Origin of the sequence: Mucilaginibacter sp. SJ (genome assembly GCF_028993635.1) — a bacterium.
In the GTDB taxonomy this organism is placed as follows: Bacteria; Bacteroidota; Bacteroidia; order Sphingobacteriales; family Sphingobacteriaceae; genus Mucilaginibacter.
This window is the reverse complement of the sequence record NZ_CP118631.1, coordinates 3,894,887-3,912,288: the sequence shown is the minus strand read 5'-3', so window position 1 is coordinate 3,912,288 and position 17,402 is coordinate 3,894,887. Positions and strand designations below refer to the sequence as shown.

At 45.8% G+C, this 17,402-nt stretch carries 14 protein-coding genes; 6 read left to right on the top strand and 8 right to left on the bottom strand.

Annotated features, from left to right (window positions below; translation table 11 throughout):
• Positions 1–56: 56 nt before the first annotated feature.
• Together MusilaSJ_RS15785 and hisS are read left to right on the top strand one after the other, a co-directional pair.
• Positions 57–1,106: a hypothetical protein gene (locus MusilaSJ_RS15785; RefSeq protein WP_274985895.1), complete on the top strand. Its 1,050-nt coding sequence runs from the start codon at positions 57–59 to the stop codon at positions 1,104–1,106.
• Between the two features lie 280 nt (positions 1,107–1,386).
• Positions 1,387–2,763: a histidine--tRNA ligase gene (hisS, locus tag MusilaSJ_RS15780; RefSeq protein ID WP_274985894.1), complete on the top strand. Its 1,377-nt coding sequence runs from the start codon at positions 1,387–1,389 to the stop codon at positions 2,761–2,763.
• A gap of 910 nt (positions 2,764–3,673) precedes the next feature.
• On the opposite strand, the gene MusilaSJ_RS15775 is transcribed toward hisS, so the two are convergent.
• The 7 genes from MusilaSJ_RS15775 to MusilaSJ_RS15745 all read right to left on the bottom strand — a co-directional run bounded on the left by MusilaSJ_RS15775 (position 3,674) and on the right by MusilaSJ_RS15745 (position 11,421).
• Positions 3,674–4,672, bottom strand: coding sequence for a YihY/virulence factor BrkB family protein (locus tag MusilaSJ_RS15775; RefSeq protein ID WP_274985893.1), 999 nt, complete (start codon positions 4,670–4,672; stop codon positions 3,674–3,676).
• Positions 4,673–4,781: 109 nt separating this feature from the next.
• Entirely contained in the window at positions 4,782–5,465 is a 684-nt protein-coding gene (locus tag MusilaSJ_RS15770; protein WP_274985892.1) for a M15 family metallopeptidase, read from the bottom strand.
• 9 nt (positions 5,466–5,474) lie between these two features.
• A complete protein-coding gene (locus MusilaSJ_RS15765; protein WP_274985891.1) occupies positions 5,475–6,701 on the bottom strand; it encodes an alanine dehydrogenase in 1,227 nt (408 codons plus the stop codon).
• 53 nt (positions 6,702–6,754) lie between these two features.
• Positions 6,755–7,171: a tRNA (adenosine(37)-N6)-threonylcarbamoyltransferase complex ATPase subunit type 1 TsaE gene (gene tsaE, locus MusilaSJ_RS15760; RefSeq protein WP_274985890.1), complete on the bottom strand. Its 417-nt coding sequence runs from the start codon at positions 7,169–7,171 to the stop codon at positions 6,755–6,757.
• Between the two features lie 358 nt (positions 7,172–7,529).
• Positions 7,530–8,507 (bottom strand): alpha/beta fold hydrolase, encoded by a 978-nt coding sequence (locus MusilaSJ_RS15755; RefSeq protein ID WP_274985889.1) that lies wholly within the window; start codon positions 8,505–8,507, stop codon positions 7,530–7,532.
• A gap of 195 nt (positions 8,508–8,702) precedes the next feature.
• Positions 8,703–11,024: a TonB-dependent receptor gene (locus MusilaSJ_RS15750; RefSeq protein WP_274985888.1), complete on the bottom strand. Its 2,322-nt coding sequence runs from the start codon at positions 11,022–11,024 to the stop codon at positions 8,703–8,705.
• Positions 11,025–11,097: 73 nt separating this feature from the next.
• Positions 11,098–11,421: a DUF2946 family protein gene (locus MusilaSJ_RS15745; protein ID WP_274985887.1), complete on the bottom strand. Its 324-nt coding sequence runs from the start codon at positions 11,419–11,421 to the stop codon at positions 11,098–11,100.
• A 291-nt stretch (positions 11,422–11,712) separates the two neighbouring features.
• On the opposite strand from MusilaSJ_RS15745, the gene MusilaSJ_RS15740 reads away from it, so the two are divergent.
• The 4 genes from MusilaSJ_RS15740 (at position 11,713) to MusilaSJ_RS15725 (ending at position 15,676) form a co-directional block, all read left to right on the top strand.
• A complete protein-coding gene (locus tag MusilaSJ_RS15740; RefSeq protein ID WP_274985886.1) occupies positions 11,713–12,063 on the top strand; it encodes a hypothetical protein in 351 nt (116 codons plus the stop codon).
• A 277-nt stretch (positions 12,064–12,340) separates the two neighbouring features.
• Positions 12,341–13,051, top strand: coding sequence for a peptidylprolyl isomerase (locus tag MusilaSJ_RS15735; RefSeq protein ID WP_274985885.1), 711 nt, complete (start codon positions 12,341–12,343; stop codon positions 13,049–13,051).
• Between the two features lie 189 nt (positions 13,052–13,240).
• Entirely contained in the window at positions 13,241–14,008 is a 768-nt protein-coding gene (locus tag MusilaSJ_RS15730) for an exodeoxyribonuclease III (protein WP_176626213.1), read from the top strand.
• Positions 14,009–14,377: 369 nt separating this feature from the next.
• On the top strand, positions 14,378–15,676 hold the full coding sequence (locus tag MusilaSJ_RS15725) for an IS110 family RNA-guided transposase (RefSeq protein WP_274985884.1): 1,299 nt from the start codon (positions 14,378–14,380) through the stop codon (positions 15,674–15,676).
• 150 nt (positions 15,677–15,826) lie between these two features.
• On the opposite strand, the gene porX is transcribed toward MusilaSJ_RS15725, so the two are convergent.
• The gene (gene porX / locus MusilaSJ_RS15720) at positions 15,827–17,380 is read right to left on the bottom strand and encodes a T9SS response regulator signal transducer PorX (RefSeq protein WP_274985883.1); all 1,554 of its coding nucleotides are present in this window, start codon (positions 17,378–17,380) and stop codon (positions 15,827–15,829) included.
• Between the last annotated feature and the right edge of the window lie 22 nt (positions 17,381–17,402).

Sequence of the window (17,402 nt, the reverse complement as noted above, 5' to 3'; positions counted from 1 at the left end):
TGGCTAACTATAATTATCTGCAACCCAGACATTATCGGTAACTAATACTTACTACATTGATCAATTTTTATTTTATAAAACCGGATTTTAAAAAGTCCGGCTTAACATCGCGTTTCAATTTTGTATTTGCATTAAAAGCAATTTGTGCCCTGTTTATTTTTATAGCTGTCGATAGCTTAAAAGCGGCCGCAGATAGCCATTCCGTTACCCCGGCAGATACATTAGCCGACAGCGCACTGATGAAAAAGCGGCTGATCAACCAGGCATTTGATCACATTTACGAGCAAAACCTGCGGGTATCAGAAGGAGGAAACGATTACTTTAACAAAATAAAAACCCAGCTCACTGCCGATCTGGCACCTAACTTCGTTTTATTCAGCACGCCGAAGTCGCGTTTCTTTTTTGTGTTTACCCCACGGGTGAAGATCCGCCTGCTGGCCTCACATGGCGCGCCGGTAAAATCACCAAGTTTTATGCCGGGCGGTACGGTGTATTTCAGGGTGAATGAGGACACTTACAATCCAAAGTTCTTTTCGTTCGGTTACTCGCATCATTCCAACGGCGTACGCGGACCATCACTTAATCCCGACGGCAGCTTTAACCGCGATAGCGGCAAGTTCACCACCAACTTTTATACTTTAACTTATTACAGCGGTAAACGCTTTGATAAAAAAGACCTCATCATCAACCGCTATGATAACCTGGGCTTAGAAGTTCATGCCGGTTTATTCAACCTCGGTTTATCCGAAGGCTTGAAAGATCATTACGGCTTTATCCGCATTAATGGTAGCCGTATGTACAACTTCGCCAAAGCCTATACCGACCCTATTGATAAGAACAAAAAAGTATACCAAAACTGGCAGCGTATCCGCTTCGACTTCACTTACATCGCCGACAAGTACGATAATTACTCAACCTTTGATTTCAAGAAACGTTTAAATGTAAGCCTGAAATACTATTACCAGTTTCCGTTTATGCCTGATGCCGCCCTTATGGTTGGCGGAGGCTACCGCGGACAGGATGATTACAACCAGTTTTTTGAAGATAGCTATGGTTATGTCACTATTGGCTTTGCAACAAGCTTGAGTTTTCATACGCATAAGTAAAAAAACTACGCCGCTGCCCGGCTCCTGCCGGGTGGCAACTATTCCCTGGCTTCTGGCCTGCGTAACATGGCTTCGGCGGCCGGAGGCCGTTTGATAGTCAACACCCGGCTGGAGCCGGGCGTTAGCAAAAGGGGAAAAGAAAAGCGGTTTCGCAGGCGAAACCGCTTTTCTTTTTTAATCGCTGCCGCAAGCCTCCCGGCTTGTGGCCCGCATGCTTAGTAACAGACATGCAAAGCAAACGCACAACCCCGCATAATCCTCTTTTTTGTACATTTGCCGCATGGCATCCATTAAACCATCCGTACCCAAAGGCACACGCGATTTTTCACCCGCCGAAATGGTGAAACGCAATTATATTTTCGATACTATTAAATCCGTTTTCCGCAAATACGGCTATCAGCAGATAGAAACCCCAACTATGGAAAACTCATCGACCTTAATGGGGAAATATGGAGAAGAAGGGGATAAGCTGATATTTAAAGTACTTAACAGCGGTGATTATCTGGCCAAGGTTGACGAACAAAAACTTATTGAACGCAATTCTAATTCTGTTGCGTCTGCTATCTCCGAAAAAGCCCTGCGCTACGACCTAACCGTGCCTTTTGCCCGTTACGTAGTTCAACACCAAAACGAGATCACCTTTCCATTCAAGCGGTTCCAGGTGCAGCCGGTTTGGCGCGCCGACAGACCGCAGCGCGGCCGCTACCGCGAGTTTTACCAATGCGATGCCGATGTAGTTGGTTCTGATTCACTACTGAACGAAGCCGAGTTTATCATGATCTATGATGAAGCTTTAACCAAGCTTGGCCTTAAAGATTTCAGCATCAAAATCAATAATAGAAAAATACTATCAGGCATTGCACAGGTTATAGACAAAGCCGATAACATCATTGATTTAACTGTAGCTATCGATAAGCTGGACAAAATCGGCCTTGATGGCGTGATTAAAGAGCTGCTCGAAAAAGGTTTTACCGATGCCGATATCGACAAACTAAAACCTGTTATCCTGCTTGAAGGCAACAACACCGAAAAACTGGCGAGCCTTCGCGGGGCTTTAGCCCAATCAGAGATTGGTTTAAAAGGCTGCGACGAAATAGAAACCGTTTTTGGCTATATAGAACGCTGTCCGCTTCAAACCGCAAAGCTTGAATTGGATATTACCCTTGCGCGCGGCTTAAACTACTATACCGGTGCCATCTTCGAGGTGAAAACCAACGAAGTAAATATGGGCAGCATCGGCGGCGGTGGCCGTTATGACGACCTTACCGGCATGTTTGGCTTAAAAGGTCTTACCGGCGCAGGGATCTCTTTTGGGGCTGACAGGATCTATGACGTACTGGAAGAGCTAAACCTATTCCCGGCCGGCAGCAACCAAACCACGCGGGTGCTTATATGCAATTTCGATAAAGAAGGCGAACTTTATAGCTTACCTCTATTACAGCAGCTCCGTCGCAACAATATCAACACCGAACTCTATCCTGCCGGAGCAAAAATTAAAAAGCAGATGGAGTACGCTAACAATAAAAACATCCCTTATGTGGTGGTTATCGGCGGTGATGAAATGCAAACGGGGTTATTGACATTTAAAGACATGGCAAGCGGGGTCCAGGAAAAATTGACGGCGGATGAGATCGTAGCAAAACTGAACCGGGATTAAACGGATTTTGGATTGGCGGGATTTGATTTGTACGCATCTTATCTTCATTTCCTTTTATAGTTTAGTGCAAATGACAAATCCGGGGAAGACTTACGAAGTTTTGAAAACTTCGTAAGTCTGGATTCTACGACATCTCATGTCAGCCAATCGAAGGGGCATACGCAGAGGCCCGGCCTACCATGCCTCGGGAACTACCCATGACAACTTAAAAAACGGGTGTCATACTGAGCCAGTCGAAGTATGGCGGGCAGGCCTCTCCGCACGAGTCTTCGACGGGCTCAGACCGACAGTCCCTCTTTTGTCATTTCACCTTCAGAGGCCGCCGGATTTAATTTACTCAGCATGACACCCGTTTTTATCTCCGCATTGGCCTGTCACCCTGAGTTTATCGAAGGGGCGCGCGCAGACCACCCCACCATGCATCGACGGGCTACCCATGACAAGATAAAAAATGTGGTTTTTCGCAGCAGATCAGCTTCGGGTGAAAACGAGCAGAATGATGCTGGGCGGTGCGGCTGCAGGGGCATAGCAAGTTTTTGCAGAAGCGGAGGCATTGTGTGCGAAGCAGGGCAAAATAATTGCAGCCCGTGGTTCTGTCCGATTTGCAGGGCAAAGGCCGGCGCGACGGGTTCTGGAGTGGTTGTGCGCAAAGAAGCCTCTCTGCTGCAAGCCTTTTTGGTTACTTTTGTGGCGACAAAAGTAACTGGCCCCGCGCGGCCAAGAGCGCGACGAAGCAAGTTCAATACCACTAAGCACCTTGTCTGCCTATAAGAGATTGTTTCGTAACTCAGCAATGACGTGACGCAGATGTCATTTTTCTTCAGAGTCCGACGGATTTAAATCACTCAGGATGCCCCCTTTTTTTAAGTTGTCATGCTCAGCATAATACCCGTTTTTACCGTAATCTTTCCTACTCCTTTTTCCCTGTCTCATCCTTTTTCAAATGCCCTTCAAGCTGGGGGTTTTGAGGTGGAAGGGTTTTTACGCGGTGTTCAACCTCGGTTTGTTGAACATGAACGGCATAATCTGCGGGCTCGATATGGCTACCGCTGGCCTCGGCAAATACCTGGGTAAACTCGGCACCGATGTACAATATGGCCGATGTATAATAGATCCAAACCAATATCACAATAATAGAACCCGCAGCACCATATGCCGACCCTTGCGCTGTATATTGGATATAAAGGCTGATGAGGTACTGTCCTATCATAAACAGGATAGCTGTAAATACCGCGCCGCTGCGCACATCGCGCCATTTGATTTTAACATCGGGCAAAAACTTAAATATGATGCCAAACAAAGTAGTGATTACCACCAGGGTAATGCCCAGGTTTAGCACCTGGACAAATACTTTCGTAAAAGAATCGATACCGGGAAAAAAATGCTGGATCTGATCCTTCACGGCACTTATAACCAGGTTGATAATAAGCGATGCCAGCAACAGGAAGCCCAGGCTGATGATGAGCGAAAAGGACACAAACCGGTTTTTCAGCAATTGCATCCAGCCGCTTTTAGGCTTGGCTTTAACCCTCCAGATTATATTAAGCGAATCCTGGATCTCGATAAAAATACTGCTTGCGCCCAATAAAAGCGTAACCACGCCAATAACAACTGCTATGCCCGATTTCCCGGATAGCGCAAGGTGCTTTAACGCATCCTGAATTTGTGCTGCCGGTGTTTTGCCAACATAACGAACAATTTCGGGGTACAACCGCTCGGTTGCGGCATCCTGTCCAAAAACCAGGCCGGCTACAGATATTACTATAATTAATAAAGGGGCAATTGAAAAAACGGTGTAATAAGCCAGCGAGGCGCTTAATTTTAAGCCATTATCTTTTGAAAAGCCCGTGAACGATGCCAGCAACACCTTCCATAGTTGTTTAAAGTATGCTTTGCTTAAAAACTTCATGCCTGTGTTTTTGTAGATTAATGCTTATTCGTGAATGGTTAAGCAATATTGATGCCTTTTGTAGGGCGATTTAAATAAAAGTTGTGAGTTTTGGACGGGCTTAAAATATTTAGAGGGCCTGTACCGGAATATCCAGCAGCTCATATTTCTCCCAGCCCGTAAAGTCATAATGCCACCATTCGGTTGAGATCACCCTGAAGCCATATTTGGCCATTATCGTTTTTAATAATTCGCGGTTTGTAATTTGCTGCTGCGGTAAATCCATATAGTTTGCCCCGGCCTTACGGCTAAAGCTATCAAAGCCGGTTGGCATATCCAGTTCTTTGCCGGTTTTAATATCGATAAGGGAAAGGTCAATAGCGCAACCACGGTTATGCTTTGAGCCTTTGCGCGGGTCGGCTACAAAATTGGTATCGGGGGCCATTTCATAAAAATTAACAGTAACCGAATAGGGGCGATAGGCATCGTAAATTTTTAGGCCAAGGCCCTGCATTTTTAATTCGGCTTCAACCTGCTGAAGCGCTTTTACAACCGGGAGCCTTGCATAAGCTTTGGCCGTTGTGTACATACGGCGGCGCATAAAATTGTTCGTGGTAGCATACCGCAGGTCTAAGATAATTTCGGGGATATATTTCTTTATTTCAACCAGCTGTTTATCGGGATTTGCTTTAACTTGTAGTTTATAGCGGGCAATACCATAAATTTTTGCACTGTCGATATATTTATAATGCTGCGCATTAACGCGCAAAGTACACGCTACAAATATCAGCAATATCAAATACCGGTAATTCATATTAGCTGTTTACCTGTGCGATACGATCAGCAAATCGAGGTCTTTGCAGGGGATCGAGAAACGCTCGCCAATGTGTTTATTGGTAAGCTGGCCCTGGTAAATATAAACCGCGTTACGCACCCCCGATTTTTGCCATATGAGGTTTTTGATGCCGCCCATATCGCCGATATCAAGCAGTATCGGTGCAAAAATATTGGTGAGCGCATAGGTAGCGGTACGGGCTACACGCGATGCGATGTTAGGCACACAATAATGAATTACATCATACTTGCGAAAAACGGGGTGGGTGTGATTGGTAACTTCGGACGTTTCAAAACAGCCGCCCTGGTCAATACTTACGTCAATGATCACCGAGTCGCGTTTCATGCGGCTAACGGTAGCTTCAGAAATAATGCAAGGGCTGCGGCCATCTTCGGCACGGAGCGCGCCTATGGCCACATCGCAGGTGGTGATGGCTTTTTCTAATACAATAGGCTGTACCACCGATGTGAAAACGCGGTTGCCGATATTATTTTGCAGGCGGCGGAGTTTGTATATCGACGGATCAAATACCTTAACCTCGGCACCCAATGATATGGCGGTGCGTGCCGCGTATTCGCCCACGGTTCCGGCACCAAGAATCACAATTTCGGTTGGCGGAACGCCGGTTATGCCGCCCAGCATCAGGCCTTTGCCTTCAAAAACATTGCTTAAATATTCGGCTGCTATAAGTATGGAAGTAGCACCTACAATTTCGCTCATGGCCCTCACCACCGTAAGGGTATTGCCCTCATCGCGCAAATGCTCAAAACTTAGCGCGGTGATCTTTTTGGCCATCAGCGCGTGAATGCTTTCGGCCTTGAGCGTAGCGATTTGCAGGGTAGAGATCAGGAGCTGCCCGGGTTTCATCAGCTCAATTTCATGAGTGGTAGGAGGGGCTATTTTGATAATGATATCGGCCTCGTAAACCTTTTTGGTATCATATACTATCTGCGCGCCCTGCTCACTGTAATCCTTATCCGAAAAATTGGCGGCCTGCCCGGCATTACTCTCCAGCATCACCTCGTGGCCGTTATTAACCAGCAGCGCTACCGACAGCGGGGTTAAGGGCACGCGGTTTTCCTGGAAGGAAACCTCTTTGGGAATGCCGATGTATAGCTTGTTTTTTTTGCTTTTTACCTCCAGCAACGACTCCTGGGGCTGCAACATTGCTTGCTTGGCAATATCCGAAAACCCGCTATATATCCCTGAACTCATGATGTGTTTTTTTTAAGGCTGTTGAAGATAAGAAAAAACGATGTATGATAAAACTAAAAATTTTCCATGCTGATGCTGCGCGAGGTGCTGTCCAAAACCCGGATCCGGATATTGGTGTAACGGTTGGGGAGCAGGTCGGGAATTTTTTCGGGCCACTCAATAAAACAGTAGGCATCGCTATAAAAATATTCCTCATAGCCCATATCCAATGCTTCTGTTTGATTTTTAAGGCGATAGAAATCAAAATGAAAGATCCTGCTGTCGCGCCCGGTATATTCGTTTACAATTGAAAACGTCGGACTGGTTGCCTGTTCGGTTACGCCAAGTTCTTCGCATAAAGCTTTGATAAGCGTTGTTTTACCAGCTCCCATTTCGCCATAAAAAAGAAAAATTTTATTCCCTGCCGAGTTGGCCAGGATGGCTTCGGCAGCCTGCGGTAATTGGGATGTTGAATTTACAGATAGTTGCACGTGTTATAATGTTGTTCTATACCATGTCATTTGCGAGCAGCGTGGCAACCGCATGCTATACAGAGCCGCTTTGCTTGCGTGTGATTGCTTTATATAATGACGTGATCGTAAATCATTGATTATTAAATATATTTTTTTGATCGATATTAATATGGGCGTTGCCTGCGGCCCGTGCTATCCGCTCATACTGCACAGGCCTTAATCACAAGGCCGGTATCCGCTCCTATCACTAACGCGGTCCCCCGCACATCATCGCTAAAGCCTATCTTATACGCCATCACGGTTTTTTAGGAACTCGCCCGGCGGCTACCCTCCATAACACCCTTTCATTTGCTCAAAAATACTCAAAATCCCTAAATTATAAATTCGCCGTCAAGGATTTAAAAAAGGCCTCCTTAACCTCAATATGCGGGATATGCCCGCAATTGTCAAACTCAATGAGCTTACAGCCGGGGATCTTTTGAGCCGTTTCGGGCCCTAATATTTTATATTGTCCATGTTTTGCTTTTTCCTCCTCGCTTAGCAGCGCCTTGCCTACAATGGTTTTATCCTCTTTGCCGATGAACAAAACCACAGGCACTTTAATGAGCCCGAACTCATAACAAACCGGCTGCTCGTAAATCATTTCAAAAGTGAGCGCGGCTACTTTGGCATAACGGGGAAAGTCGGCGCTTTTACTTACACCGGCACCAATCGCAACCAAATAATCGTATTCGGGTTTCCAGGTGGTAAAGTACGACGTTTGATAATACTTCTTAACACTCTCGTAGCTGGTTTTCAATTCGGTTTTATAATCGTCTTCGACACTTGCATAGGGAACAAATGTGCGATAATCTTCCAGGCCGATCGGATCTTCAAGCAGCAATTTTTCAACCCTGCCGGGATACATGAGCGTGAACCGGGTTGCCAGCATCCCACCCATGGAGTGGCCCATTAAAGTAACCTTTTGAACATCTAAGCTATCAAGCAGGTTTTTGTTAAACCTTGCCAGTTGATGAAAGCTATAATGAATAAATGCTTTCGACGATTTGCCAAAGCCGATCTGGTCGGGCACAATCACCCGGTAACCTTTGTTACTAAGCACGCGGATCACATCTGTCCAATAATAGCCTCCAAAGTTTTTGCCATGAAAAAGCATTACTGTTTTACCATTTGGAGCAGCCGGTTTTACATCCATATAAGCCATGCGCAGATCCTGCCCTTCAACTTTTATCGGCATAAAACTAACCGGGTACGGGTATTTTACATTTTCGAGCGTAATAGAAAGCGTATCGGCTTGGGCTTTTGCCGCCATGCCAGCAGATACCAGGAGGAGAAGTATAAGTATTTTACGCATACAGAAAAATACAGAAGACAGAACTAAATGTTTGCCCCCCGACCCTCTAAGAGGGGAGTTTGACCTGGCGATGACCAGGAAGGTACAAGTAATCCCTGCACGGACAGTCTCACAATACGTGCGCCAAGCGAGGGGCAGGAAAATAAAAAAGTCCCGCCGGGCAGCAGGACTTTTTATATGAAACATTATTAATGATTAATTGATGGACAATGGCAAATAAATACCGAAGGTAATATTGCGCCCCATATTATAAATACCAAATTCCGGATCTTCCGAACTTATCCGGCCGGGTTTGAGACGGCTAAGCGCGTCATAGTATTTGATGTTGGCCAGGTTATTACCCGATACATACAGTTTAACTGGTTGTTTGCCAAAGTTAACCGTTGTGCCCAGGCCTGCATTTAACAGCGTGTAGCCTTTGGTGCCGGTTTCAAAGGCGGAATCATAACGGTACTGGTTAAAGAAGTTATCAATCCCTACCGAAATGTATGATTGTTTCAACCCTTTAATAGTTGGCTCAAAACGCAGCGTGTTTTTCAGTGTACCGGCAGGGATGAACGCCAGCGGCCTGTCAAGCGTATTATTGCGGGCATAAGTGTAGCCAAAAGTATTTTCAAAATGGATGAAGCTTACCGGGTGCAGGGTAAAGTTACCTTCAACACCATACAGGTTAGCATTAACCTGGTTGTAGCGGTACACATCAAACTGGCTCAGGCTGCCGCTTTCGTTTTCGGCCTGCGCCACATCCCCCTGCTTGTGCGACGCGTAAATATAGTTATGGATGTAGTTTTCATAGATCCCTAAACTGGCACTTACAATTTTGTCGTCGTATTGCAGGGTAGCGTCAACCTGGTAACTTCTTTCGGGCGCCAGGTTAGGATTGCCTATTTCATAGCGGAAAGTACCTTCATGTACACCGTTGGAGCCAAGTTCGGCCGGGTTTGGCGCGCGGAAGGCCGAGCCGGCATTGGCCTTGAAATTCAGATTGTCATTAAACTCATGGGTATAACCCAACGCACCGCTTACGTTCGAAAATTTGTTGGTAAAAGGGGTAAATTTGGTTTCGCCATCCTCAACCAGGCCTTTGCCCTCGTTTTTGCGATAATCATACCTGATACCGGCATTAAAGGTGTTTTTATCCCAGGTTTTTTTGATATATGCAAAAGCGCCCACGCCATAAGTATCATAAGCCGGGATCAAAAACTCCGAGCCTTTGTTTAAACTATGGCCGATGTCCGAACTCGCGCCAAAAACAGGCTGCCACCCGTTTGCTTCGGTAACATAATATTTTACATCGCCCGAGTACGTATTCAAATCAAAGAACAGGGAAGGATCCGGTCCGTCGAGCTCGCGGCGCTGGTTTTTCTGGTAGCCGAGGTTCACTTTCAGGTTCCCCCCTTCGGTAATGAAGTTGTTATCCCAGTTTATTTTATAATGGCGAATATCCTGCTTAGGGTATTCAAGCGTACGGCTTTTGTATTCATCATGTGTAAATGGTGTGCCATCGTCATGCAAAAAGTTGAGGCCATTATCAGGCTCCGGGTCGTAAAAGCCGATGTTGTTTTTAAAGTAGCTGAGGTTGATATGCGAGTAGCCCCATGATTTATTAAGACCGATCATGCCGCTCAGGTCGGTTTCATTAAATCCGGAGTTAGGGAAATAATAATCGGGCGTTTTAAAGGAGTAGGCATTTTTGTAGCTGCCGCGGGCACGCCATACCAGGCCGTTTTCGTTACCAGTAAGCATCAGTGAAGTTCCGGTTAGGCCGTTGTTGGTGGAGTAGTTGGTTAAAAACTCACCTTTGATCTGCCCGTCGGGTGGGGTAAGTGGTTCAAGCAGGTTAATAACACCACCAAGCGCGTCCGATCCGTATAGCAGTGAAGCTGCCCCGCGAAGCACCTCTACTCTGTCGGAGCTGTATTGATCAATCTCTATACCGTGTTCATCGCCCCATTGCTGGCCCTGTTGTTTAACCCCGTCACTCAAAGTAACTACACGATTATAGCTTAAGCCACGGATAACCGGTTTGGAAATCGAGGGGCCGGTAGTGATCTGCGACATGCCCGGCACCTGGTGCGCGAGCGCATCGATAAGGTTGGTCGACTGCCTTAACAAGCCATCGCGCCCCACAGCTGATACTGATGTACTGTTTTGTTTATTATTAGCGCTGATAGCTGTGCCGGTAATAACCACCTCGTGGGTTTCGATAATGCTCGACTGCAATTCAAAAACCAGCGGAGTGCCCGCCGAAAGGTCAACTATTTTGGTAAGGGATTTATAACCCACATATTCTACCGAAAACAGGAACCTGCCCCTGTTGGGTAATGATTTAAAGGAAAACTCGCCATTAGGATCGGTTATGGCAGATATTTTTAATTCGGGGATCGTGATCACAGCACCCGGTAAGGTTTGTTTTGATTGCGCGTCGACCACCCGGCCTTTAACAATAATAACATCTGCAAATGCAGAAACCTGCACCAACAGCAATATAATGAAGCTTATAAGCTTTAATTTCATGATGAAAGATTAAGAAAATCAATAAATACCGTTATGATCAACGGCTATGTTTTGAAGAAAGAATAGGGTAACGTTAAGCAGTTACCGGAGGGGCCCGGCCGGCCGCAAGGATAAGCGCAAGGCTTACAAAATTGTAATCGCAGGCTTTAAAAGCATGAGCTGAAGTTACAAGAGGGATAAAAAATGAGCTGTTGCTAACAACCACAGCATCAGTATGGTGCATGGTATCGCACAGTAAACATTTTTCTTTAACCGTTTGCTGACCAACAGCCATATGGCTGTGTTTGGTGATTCCCTTGATGAGGGCGTGCTGGTGCGAATAAACCATATATTGCCCGGCCGCAAAGCAAACAAGCAGCAGCCACGCAAATACAATATGTAAGCGGTTTTTTTTCACAGTCAACATCCCTTTAACGGAATACGGCAAAAATAAGTATTAAAACGGGAATATTAATGCAACATTGTAACAATAATGTGGTGTTCATGGTTCATAGATGATGGTTCATGGTTTAGTGTTTGATAGAAAAAGGCCACATTGCACATTTTACTATGAACTATCATCTATGAACCATGAACTAACATAAAATGATAGGTCATGGCTTTGGCGTTTGTTAGGAAAAAGCCATTTGCCAGATTTTTACTATGAACCATCAACTATGAACCATGAACTAATCTATCTTTGCCAAATATGACACCTGCCGAGATCAATAAAAAATGGGATGCGCTGCAACAGCGGATAGCTGAGGATTTTGATAATGAAAAACCCGATATAAAGGTGATGCTTTTTTTGATCGGGGTACAGGAGCTGGGGCAAGGTCCGCGGAAGTTTAGCAAACGCCAAAAGGAAGAGTTGATGCATATCGCAACCTGCCGCTTAATGAGCATGATGGGCTTTTACGAGCTCGAAGGTCTTGACCAGGATGGCTGGCCGCACTGGAAACGCGTAAAAGTAATCCCCAACTATACCCTGCTTGAACAGGAAATGATGATGAAATCGCTTATTGTAAATTACTTTGAGGAGATGGAGGGGACTGAGTAGCGAGTGGTTTATTGGGTTGATTAGGTGAGTGGTTGGTGACGGGTTAATGTGTTTGTAAATGGCTTTTAAGCAAGGGATTGCGCGATTCCCTCCCCTGGGAGGGGGCAGGGAGGGGTTTCTCATACTTGTTGTTGGCATCGCGTATAACCCCTCCCTGCCATCACACTTGCCGGCCGCACCCCTCCCCAGGGAGGGAATTAGAACATTCGGAACAATTAATCTATCTTCATCAGTCAAAAATCAACGTAATCATCGAAATCAAAAAAATCAACGGTCTATGAAGAAACTTTTTACCCTAAGCATTCTGTTATTAACCCTTACTACCGCGTTTGCCGGGCCGCCTAAAAACCAATATGTGCGGATCCATACGGCATATGGCGATTGCATCATTCGCCTGTATAATGAAACGCCATTGCACCGCGATAACTTTATCAAGTTAACCAAAAAGGGCTTTTATAATGGCACACTGTTTCACCGCGTGATCCAGAATTTCATGATCCAGGGCGGCGATCCGGATTCAAAAGACCCTGTAAAAGCCACACCCGGCGCCGAGCTGGGCAATGGCGAAGTGGGCTATACCATCCCGGCCGAATTTCGCGACAGCCTGTTTCATAAACGCGGTGTACTTGCTGCCGCACGGGATGATAACCCTAAAAAAGAATCAAGCGGCTGCCAGTTTTATATTGTGGAAGGCAAACGCTTTACCGACGGCAAACTGGATACACTGGAAAATACCCGGCTTAAAGGCCGCAAAATCCCGGCATCTCAGCGAGAATGGTATAAATCAGTTGGCGGTTCGCCTCATCTTGATCAAAACTATACTGTTTTTGGCGAAGTTGTTACAGGTATTGATATGGTAGATCGTATTGCTGCCGTTAAAAAAGCCGCTAACGACCGCCCTGTCACTGATGTGCCTATGACTGTTGAATTGCTGAGCAAAAAAGAATGTGAACAGCTGGATGCCATTCTTTTTCCGGAGAAGAAATAAACCAAACTGCCGCGGGTTTAGCGATAGCGTAACCCGTGGTTGGCACAATGTAAGCTTTCAGCTTATACAAATTCAGCTGAAAGCTGAAACCATGGTACACCACGGGTTAAAAACCCGCGGCAGATGGAGCAATTTTGTTGTAGTTTCGTAATTCAAATCAAATCCGAAATCGAACATCCAAAATCCCACATGAAAATACTTACATATAATGTTAACGGTATCCGTTCGGCAATAAACAAGGGTTGGCTGGCCTGGCTGCAGGCTACTGATGCTGATGTTGTTTGTTTACAGGAAATTAAAGCAACACCCGATGTATTGACCGATTTGGGTTTGGTTGACCAGATGGGTTATCAGCATTACTGGTTCCCGGCCGAAAAGAAAGGCTATAGTGGCACGGCTATTTTCACAAAAATTTTGCCCAACCATATTGAATACGGCTGCGGCATTCCTGATTTTGACCGTGAGGGGCGCTGCATCCGGGTTGACTTTGATGAGGTTTCGGTGATGAGCGTTTATTTCCCATCAGGCTCAAGCGGCGATGACCGGCAAGTTTTTAAATACCGCTTTTTAGATGAGTTTGGCAAGTACCTTACCCTGCTTAAAGTGGAGCATCCTAACCTGGTGGTTTGCGGCGACTATAACATTTGTCACCGCCCTATTGATATTCACAATCCAAAATCAAACGCCAACTCATCGGGCTTTTTACCGGAGGAACGCGAATGGATGGAGAACTTTATTGAGGGTGGATTTATAGATACTTTCCGCCACGTAAATAAAGAACCGCATAATTACACCTGGTGGAGCTTCCGCGCCGGTTCCCGCGGTAAAAACTTAGGCTGGCGTATTGATTACGCCATGGCCAGCACCCCGCTTGAAGATAAGATCCGTCGTGCGGCGATATTGCCGGAGGCTAAGCATTCCGATCATTGCCCGGTGTTGCTGGAGTTGGAGTTTTAAACGACACAATAAAAAAAACCATTGCACAAGGCAATGGCTTTTTTTATTAAAATGGGTGTCATGCTGAGCGCGTCGAAGCATGGTGGGCTGGCCTCTACGCGCGAGTCTTCGACAGGCTACCCATGACAACTTCAAACGGGTGTCATACTGAGTGTTTAAATCCGTGGCCTCTGAAGGTGAAATGACATAGATTTGCTGAACCGTGCAGTGTGGCCGACCGAGTTATAGTGCTTATTGCCTGTTGCTGAGTATGGTTCCGAAGCAAGAGTCTGAAGGTATGGTACGATCCCTTGTGTGGGTGATTTGTCCGATGGGTAGCCTGTCTTTTCTTTAAACTCCTTCGGGCACGGTTTAAAAAGCGTTATAAGTATGGAAAAGATGCATTTTCATGCGGCAGGTATAGATATTGGAGCCCGCAAGGTATTTGTGGGTCTTGAAGGCCAGCCGGTTCGTTCGTTTGAGACTTTCACCAGTGATCTGGTATCACTTAAGAACTATTTATTGGAGCATAAGGTAAGTACAGTGGCAATGGAAGCCACAGGAGTATACTGGTATGTACTTTACGATATTCTTTTAGATGGGGGATTGGATGTGTGGCTTGTTGACGGAAGACAGACGCGCCAGTTACCAGGCAGGAAAACAGATGTAAAAGATTGTCAGTGGATACAGCAATTGCATAGTTATGGCTTGCTGAACCGCTGTTATGTATCCGAAGGTCATATCAAAGAATTGCGTAGTTACCAGCGCCTTCGTGAGGATCATCTTCGGAGTGCGGCCATGCATGTTCAGCACATGCAGAAGGCCTTAATAGAAATGAATATCCGTTTGCCGGAGGTATTAAGCCAGGTCCATGGAGTAAGCGGGATGGCGTTAATCGATGCGATACTGCAAGGCGAGCGAGATCCTGATAAGTTGTTTTCACTTTGCCATAAAAAGATCAGGGAGAATAAAGGGGAAGAGCTATTGAAAGCCCTGCAAGGTCATTATACAGCGCAAGGGCTTTTTGCATTAGGTCAGGCCTATAAGGCTTATGGTTTTTATCAAGGCCAGATAATGGAATGCGACAGCCAGATTGATAGTGTTTTACAACGGATCAACAGGGATAAGAACCTGCCACCGGGAATAAGCGAAGGAAAACGCAAGGCGATCCGTCACAACAAACCTCATATCAACAACCTGGGAGATCATCTGTTAAAAATATTTGATGGTAAGGATGCAACTAAACTTCCGGGTATTACAGATTACAACTGGTTACAGTTATACACAGAGGTGGGTTCGGATCTTAGCCGATGGCCAAGTGAAAAACATTTCACAAGCTGGCTTGGTTTATCTCCCGGCCAGGATCGTTCAGGGAAAAAGAACAAAAGTAAAAGTAAGGGTAAACCGGCCGTCGGGCAAATATTCAAACAAATGGCCCATGGATTATTGAACAGCAAGTATATCGGCTGGGGTTCATTTGCAAGAAGATTAAGGAGCAGAAAAGGTCCGGCAATAGCTATTAAAGCAACGGCCAGAAAACTGGCCGCTCAATACTGGCGTTTAATTGTAAAAGGAGCCGACTTTGTGGAAAAAGGGCTGCAAGCCTATGAAAATATCATTAAGGAACAGAAACAAAGGCGATTAGAGAAACTCGCCTTTGAACTAAATAGGGAACTTGTACCTGCTTAAATTATTATGTCATGGGTAGCTCGTCGAAGTATGGCGGCAGGCCTCTCCGCACGAGTCTTCGACAGGCTCAGACTGACAGGCCCTCTTTTGTCATTTCCCCTTCAGAGGCCGCTGGATTTAAACACTCAGACTGACAAGCCCCCTTTATCCCTATTTCGGCCCGTAGGTAACCACCGGCACAATCATTTCCTCTAACGAGATCCCGCCGTGCTGGAAGGTTTCGTTATAGAAATTCACAAAGTGGTTGTAGTTGTTCGGGTACACGAAATAGCTGTCTTCCTTGGCAAAAACAAAGCTTGAGCTGATGTGCAGCCTTGGCAGCATGGCATCGTGCGGGTTGCGGATATGAAAAACCTCCTTGGCATTATAATTCAGGTTTTTACCTTGTTTATAACGCAGGTTGGTGTTGGTATTCCTATCGCCCACAATTTTGCTTGGATTTTTTACGCGGATGGTACCATGATCGGTAGTAATGATAACGCGTACCTGTTTTTGAGCCAGGTATTTCAACAGGTCATACAAGGGCGAATGCTCAAACCACGACAGGGTTAGTGAACGGTAAGCTGCATCATCACTTGCCAGCTCGCGGATCATCTGCATATCTGTACGGGCGTGCGAAAGCATATCCACAAAGTTGTATACCACTACATTAAGCTCGTTATTCATGAGGTTATTCACCGACTCGTTCAGCGCCCGGCCTTCATCAATATTCAGGATCTTATGGTATGAGTGTTTGCAATCCTTTCGCAGCACACGTTTCAGGTGATCGGCTAAAAACTCGGCTTCGTACAAGTTCTTGCCGCCTTCATCCTCATCGTTTTGCCACATAGATGGATAGCGGCGTTCCATATCCAAAGGCATCAGCCCCGAAAAAATGGAGTTACGGGCATATTGTGTAGCCGTTGGCAGGATACTATAATAAGTATCCTCTTCCTCCAGCCTGAAATATTCGGAAATAATAGGGTTAATGATCTTAAACTGATCATACCGCAGGTTATCTATCAATATAAAAAACAAGGGACCTTTGCCTTCCAGCTTAGGAAATACCTTCTTTTTAAATAATTGAGGCGATGAGGTTGGCGCCAAATCCGGGTTTTTGATCCAGTTAAGGTAGTTGCGCTCCACAAACTTGCAAAACTGCATGTTTGCTTCGGCCTTTTGCAGCGTCAGGATCTCGTGCATGCCAGCATCTTCCAGCTTTTCCAGCTCAAGCTCCCAGTAAATCAGCTTCTTGTAAACGTCAACCCATTCCTGGTGGCTCAGGTTTTCGTTAAGCGTCATGCCCAGTGTGCGGAAATCCATCTGATAGGCCATGGTCGTTTTCTCGGTAACGAGGCGTTTGTTTTCGGTCAGTTTTTTTATAGTAAGCAAAATTTGCTTGGGGTGTACCGGCTTAATCAGGTAGTCGTCTATCTTTGAACCGATGGCATCTTCCATCAGGTACTCTTCCTCATTTTTGGTGATCAGCACAATAGGTACATCGTTGTTGATGTTTTTGATCTGCTGCAGGGTTTCCAGGCCGGTAAGGCCGGGCATGTTCTCGTCAAGAAAAACCAGGTCGAAATAATTGTTCTTAAAAGAGTCAACGGCGTCATAGCCATTGGTAACGGTGGTTACTTTGTAGCCCTTTTCGCCCAGGAAAAGTATATGTGGTCTTAGCAGGTCAATTTCGTCATCGGCCCATAAAATGGTGGTGTCTTGCATAGTATGTATATTAAATAATCGT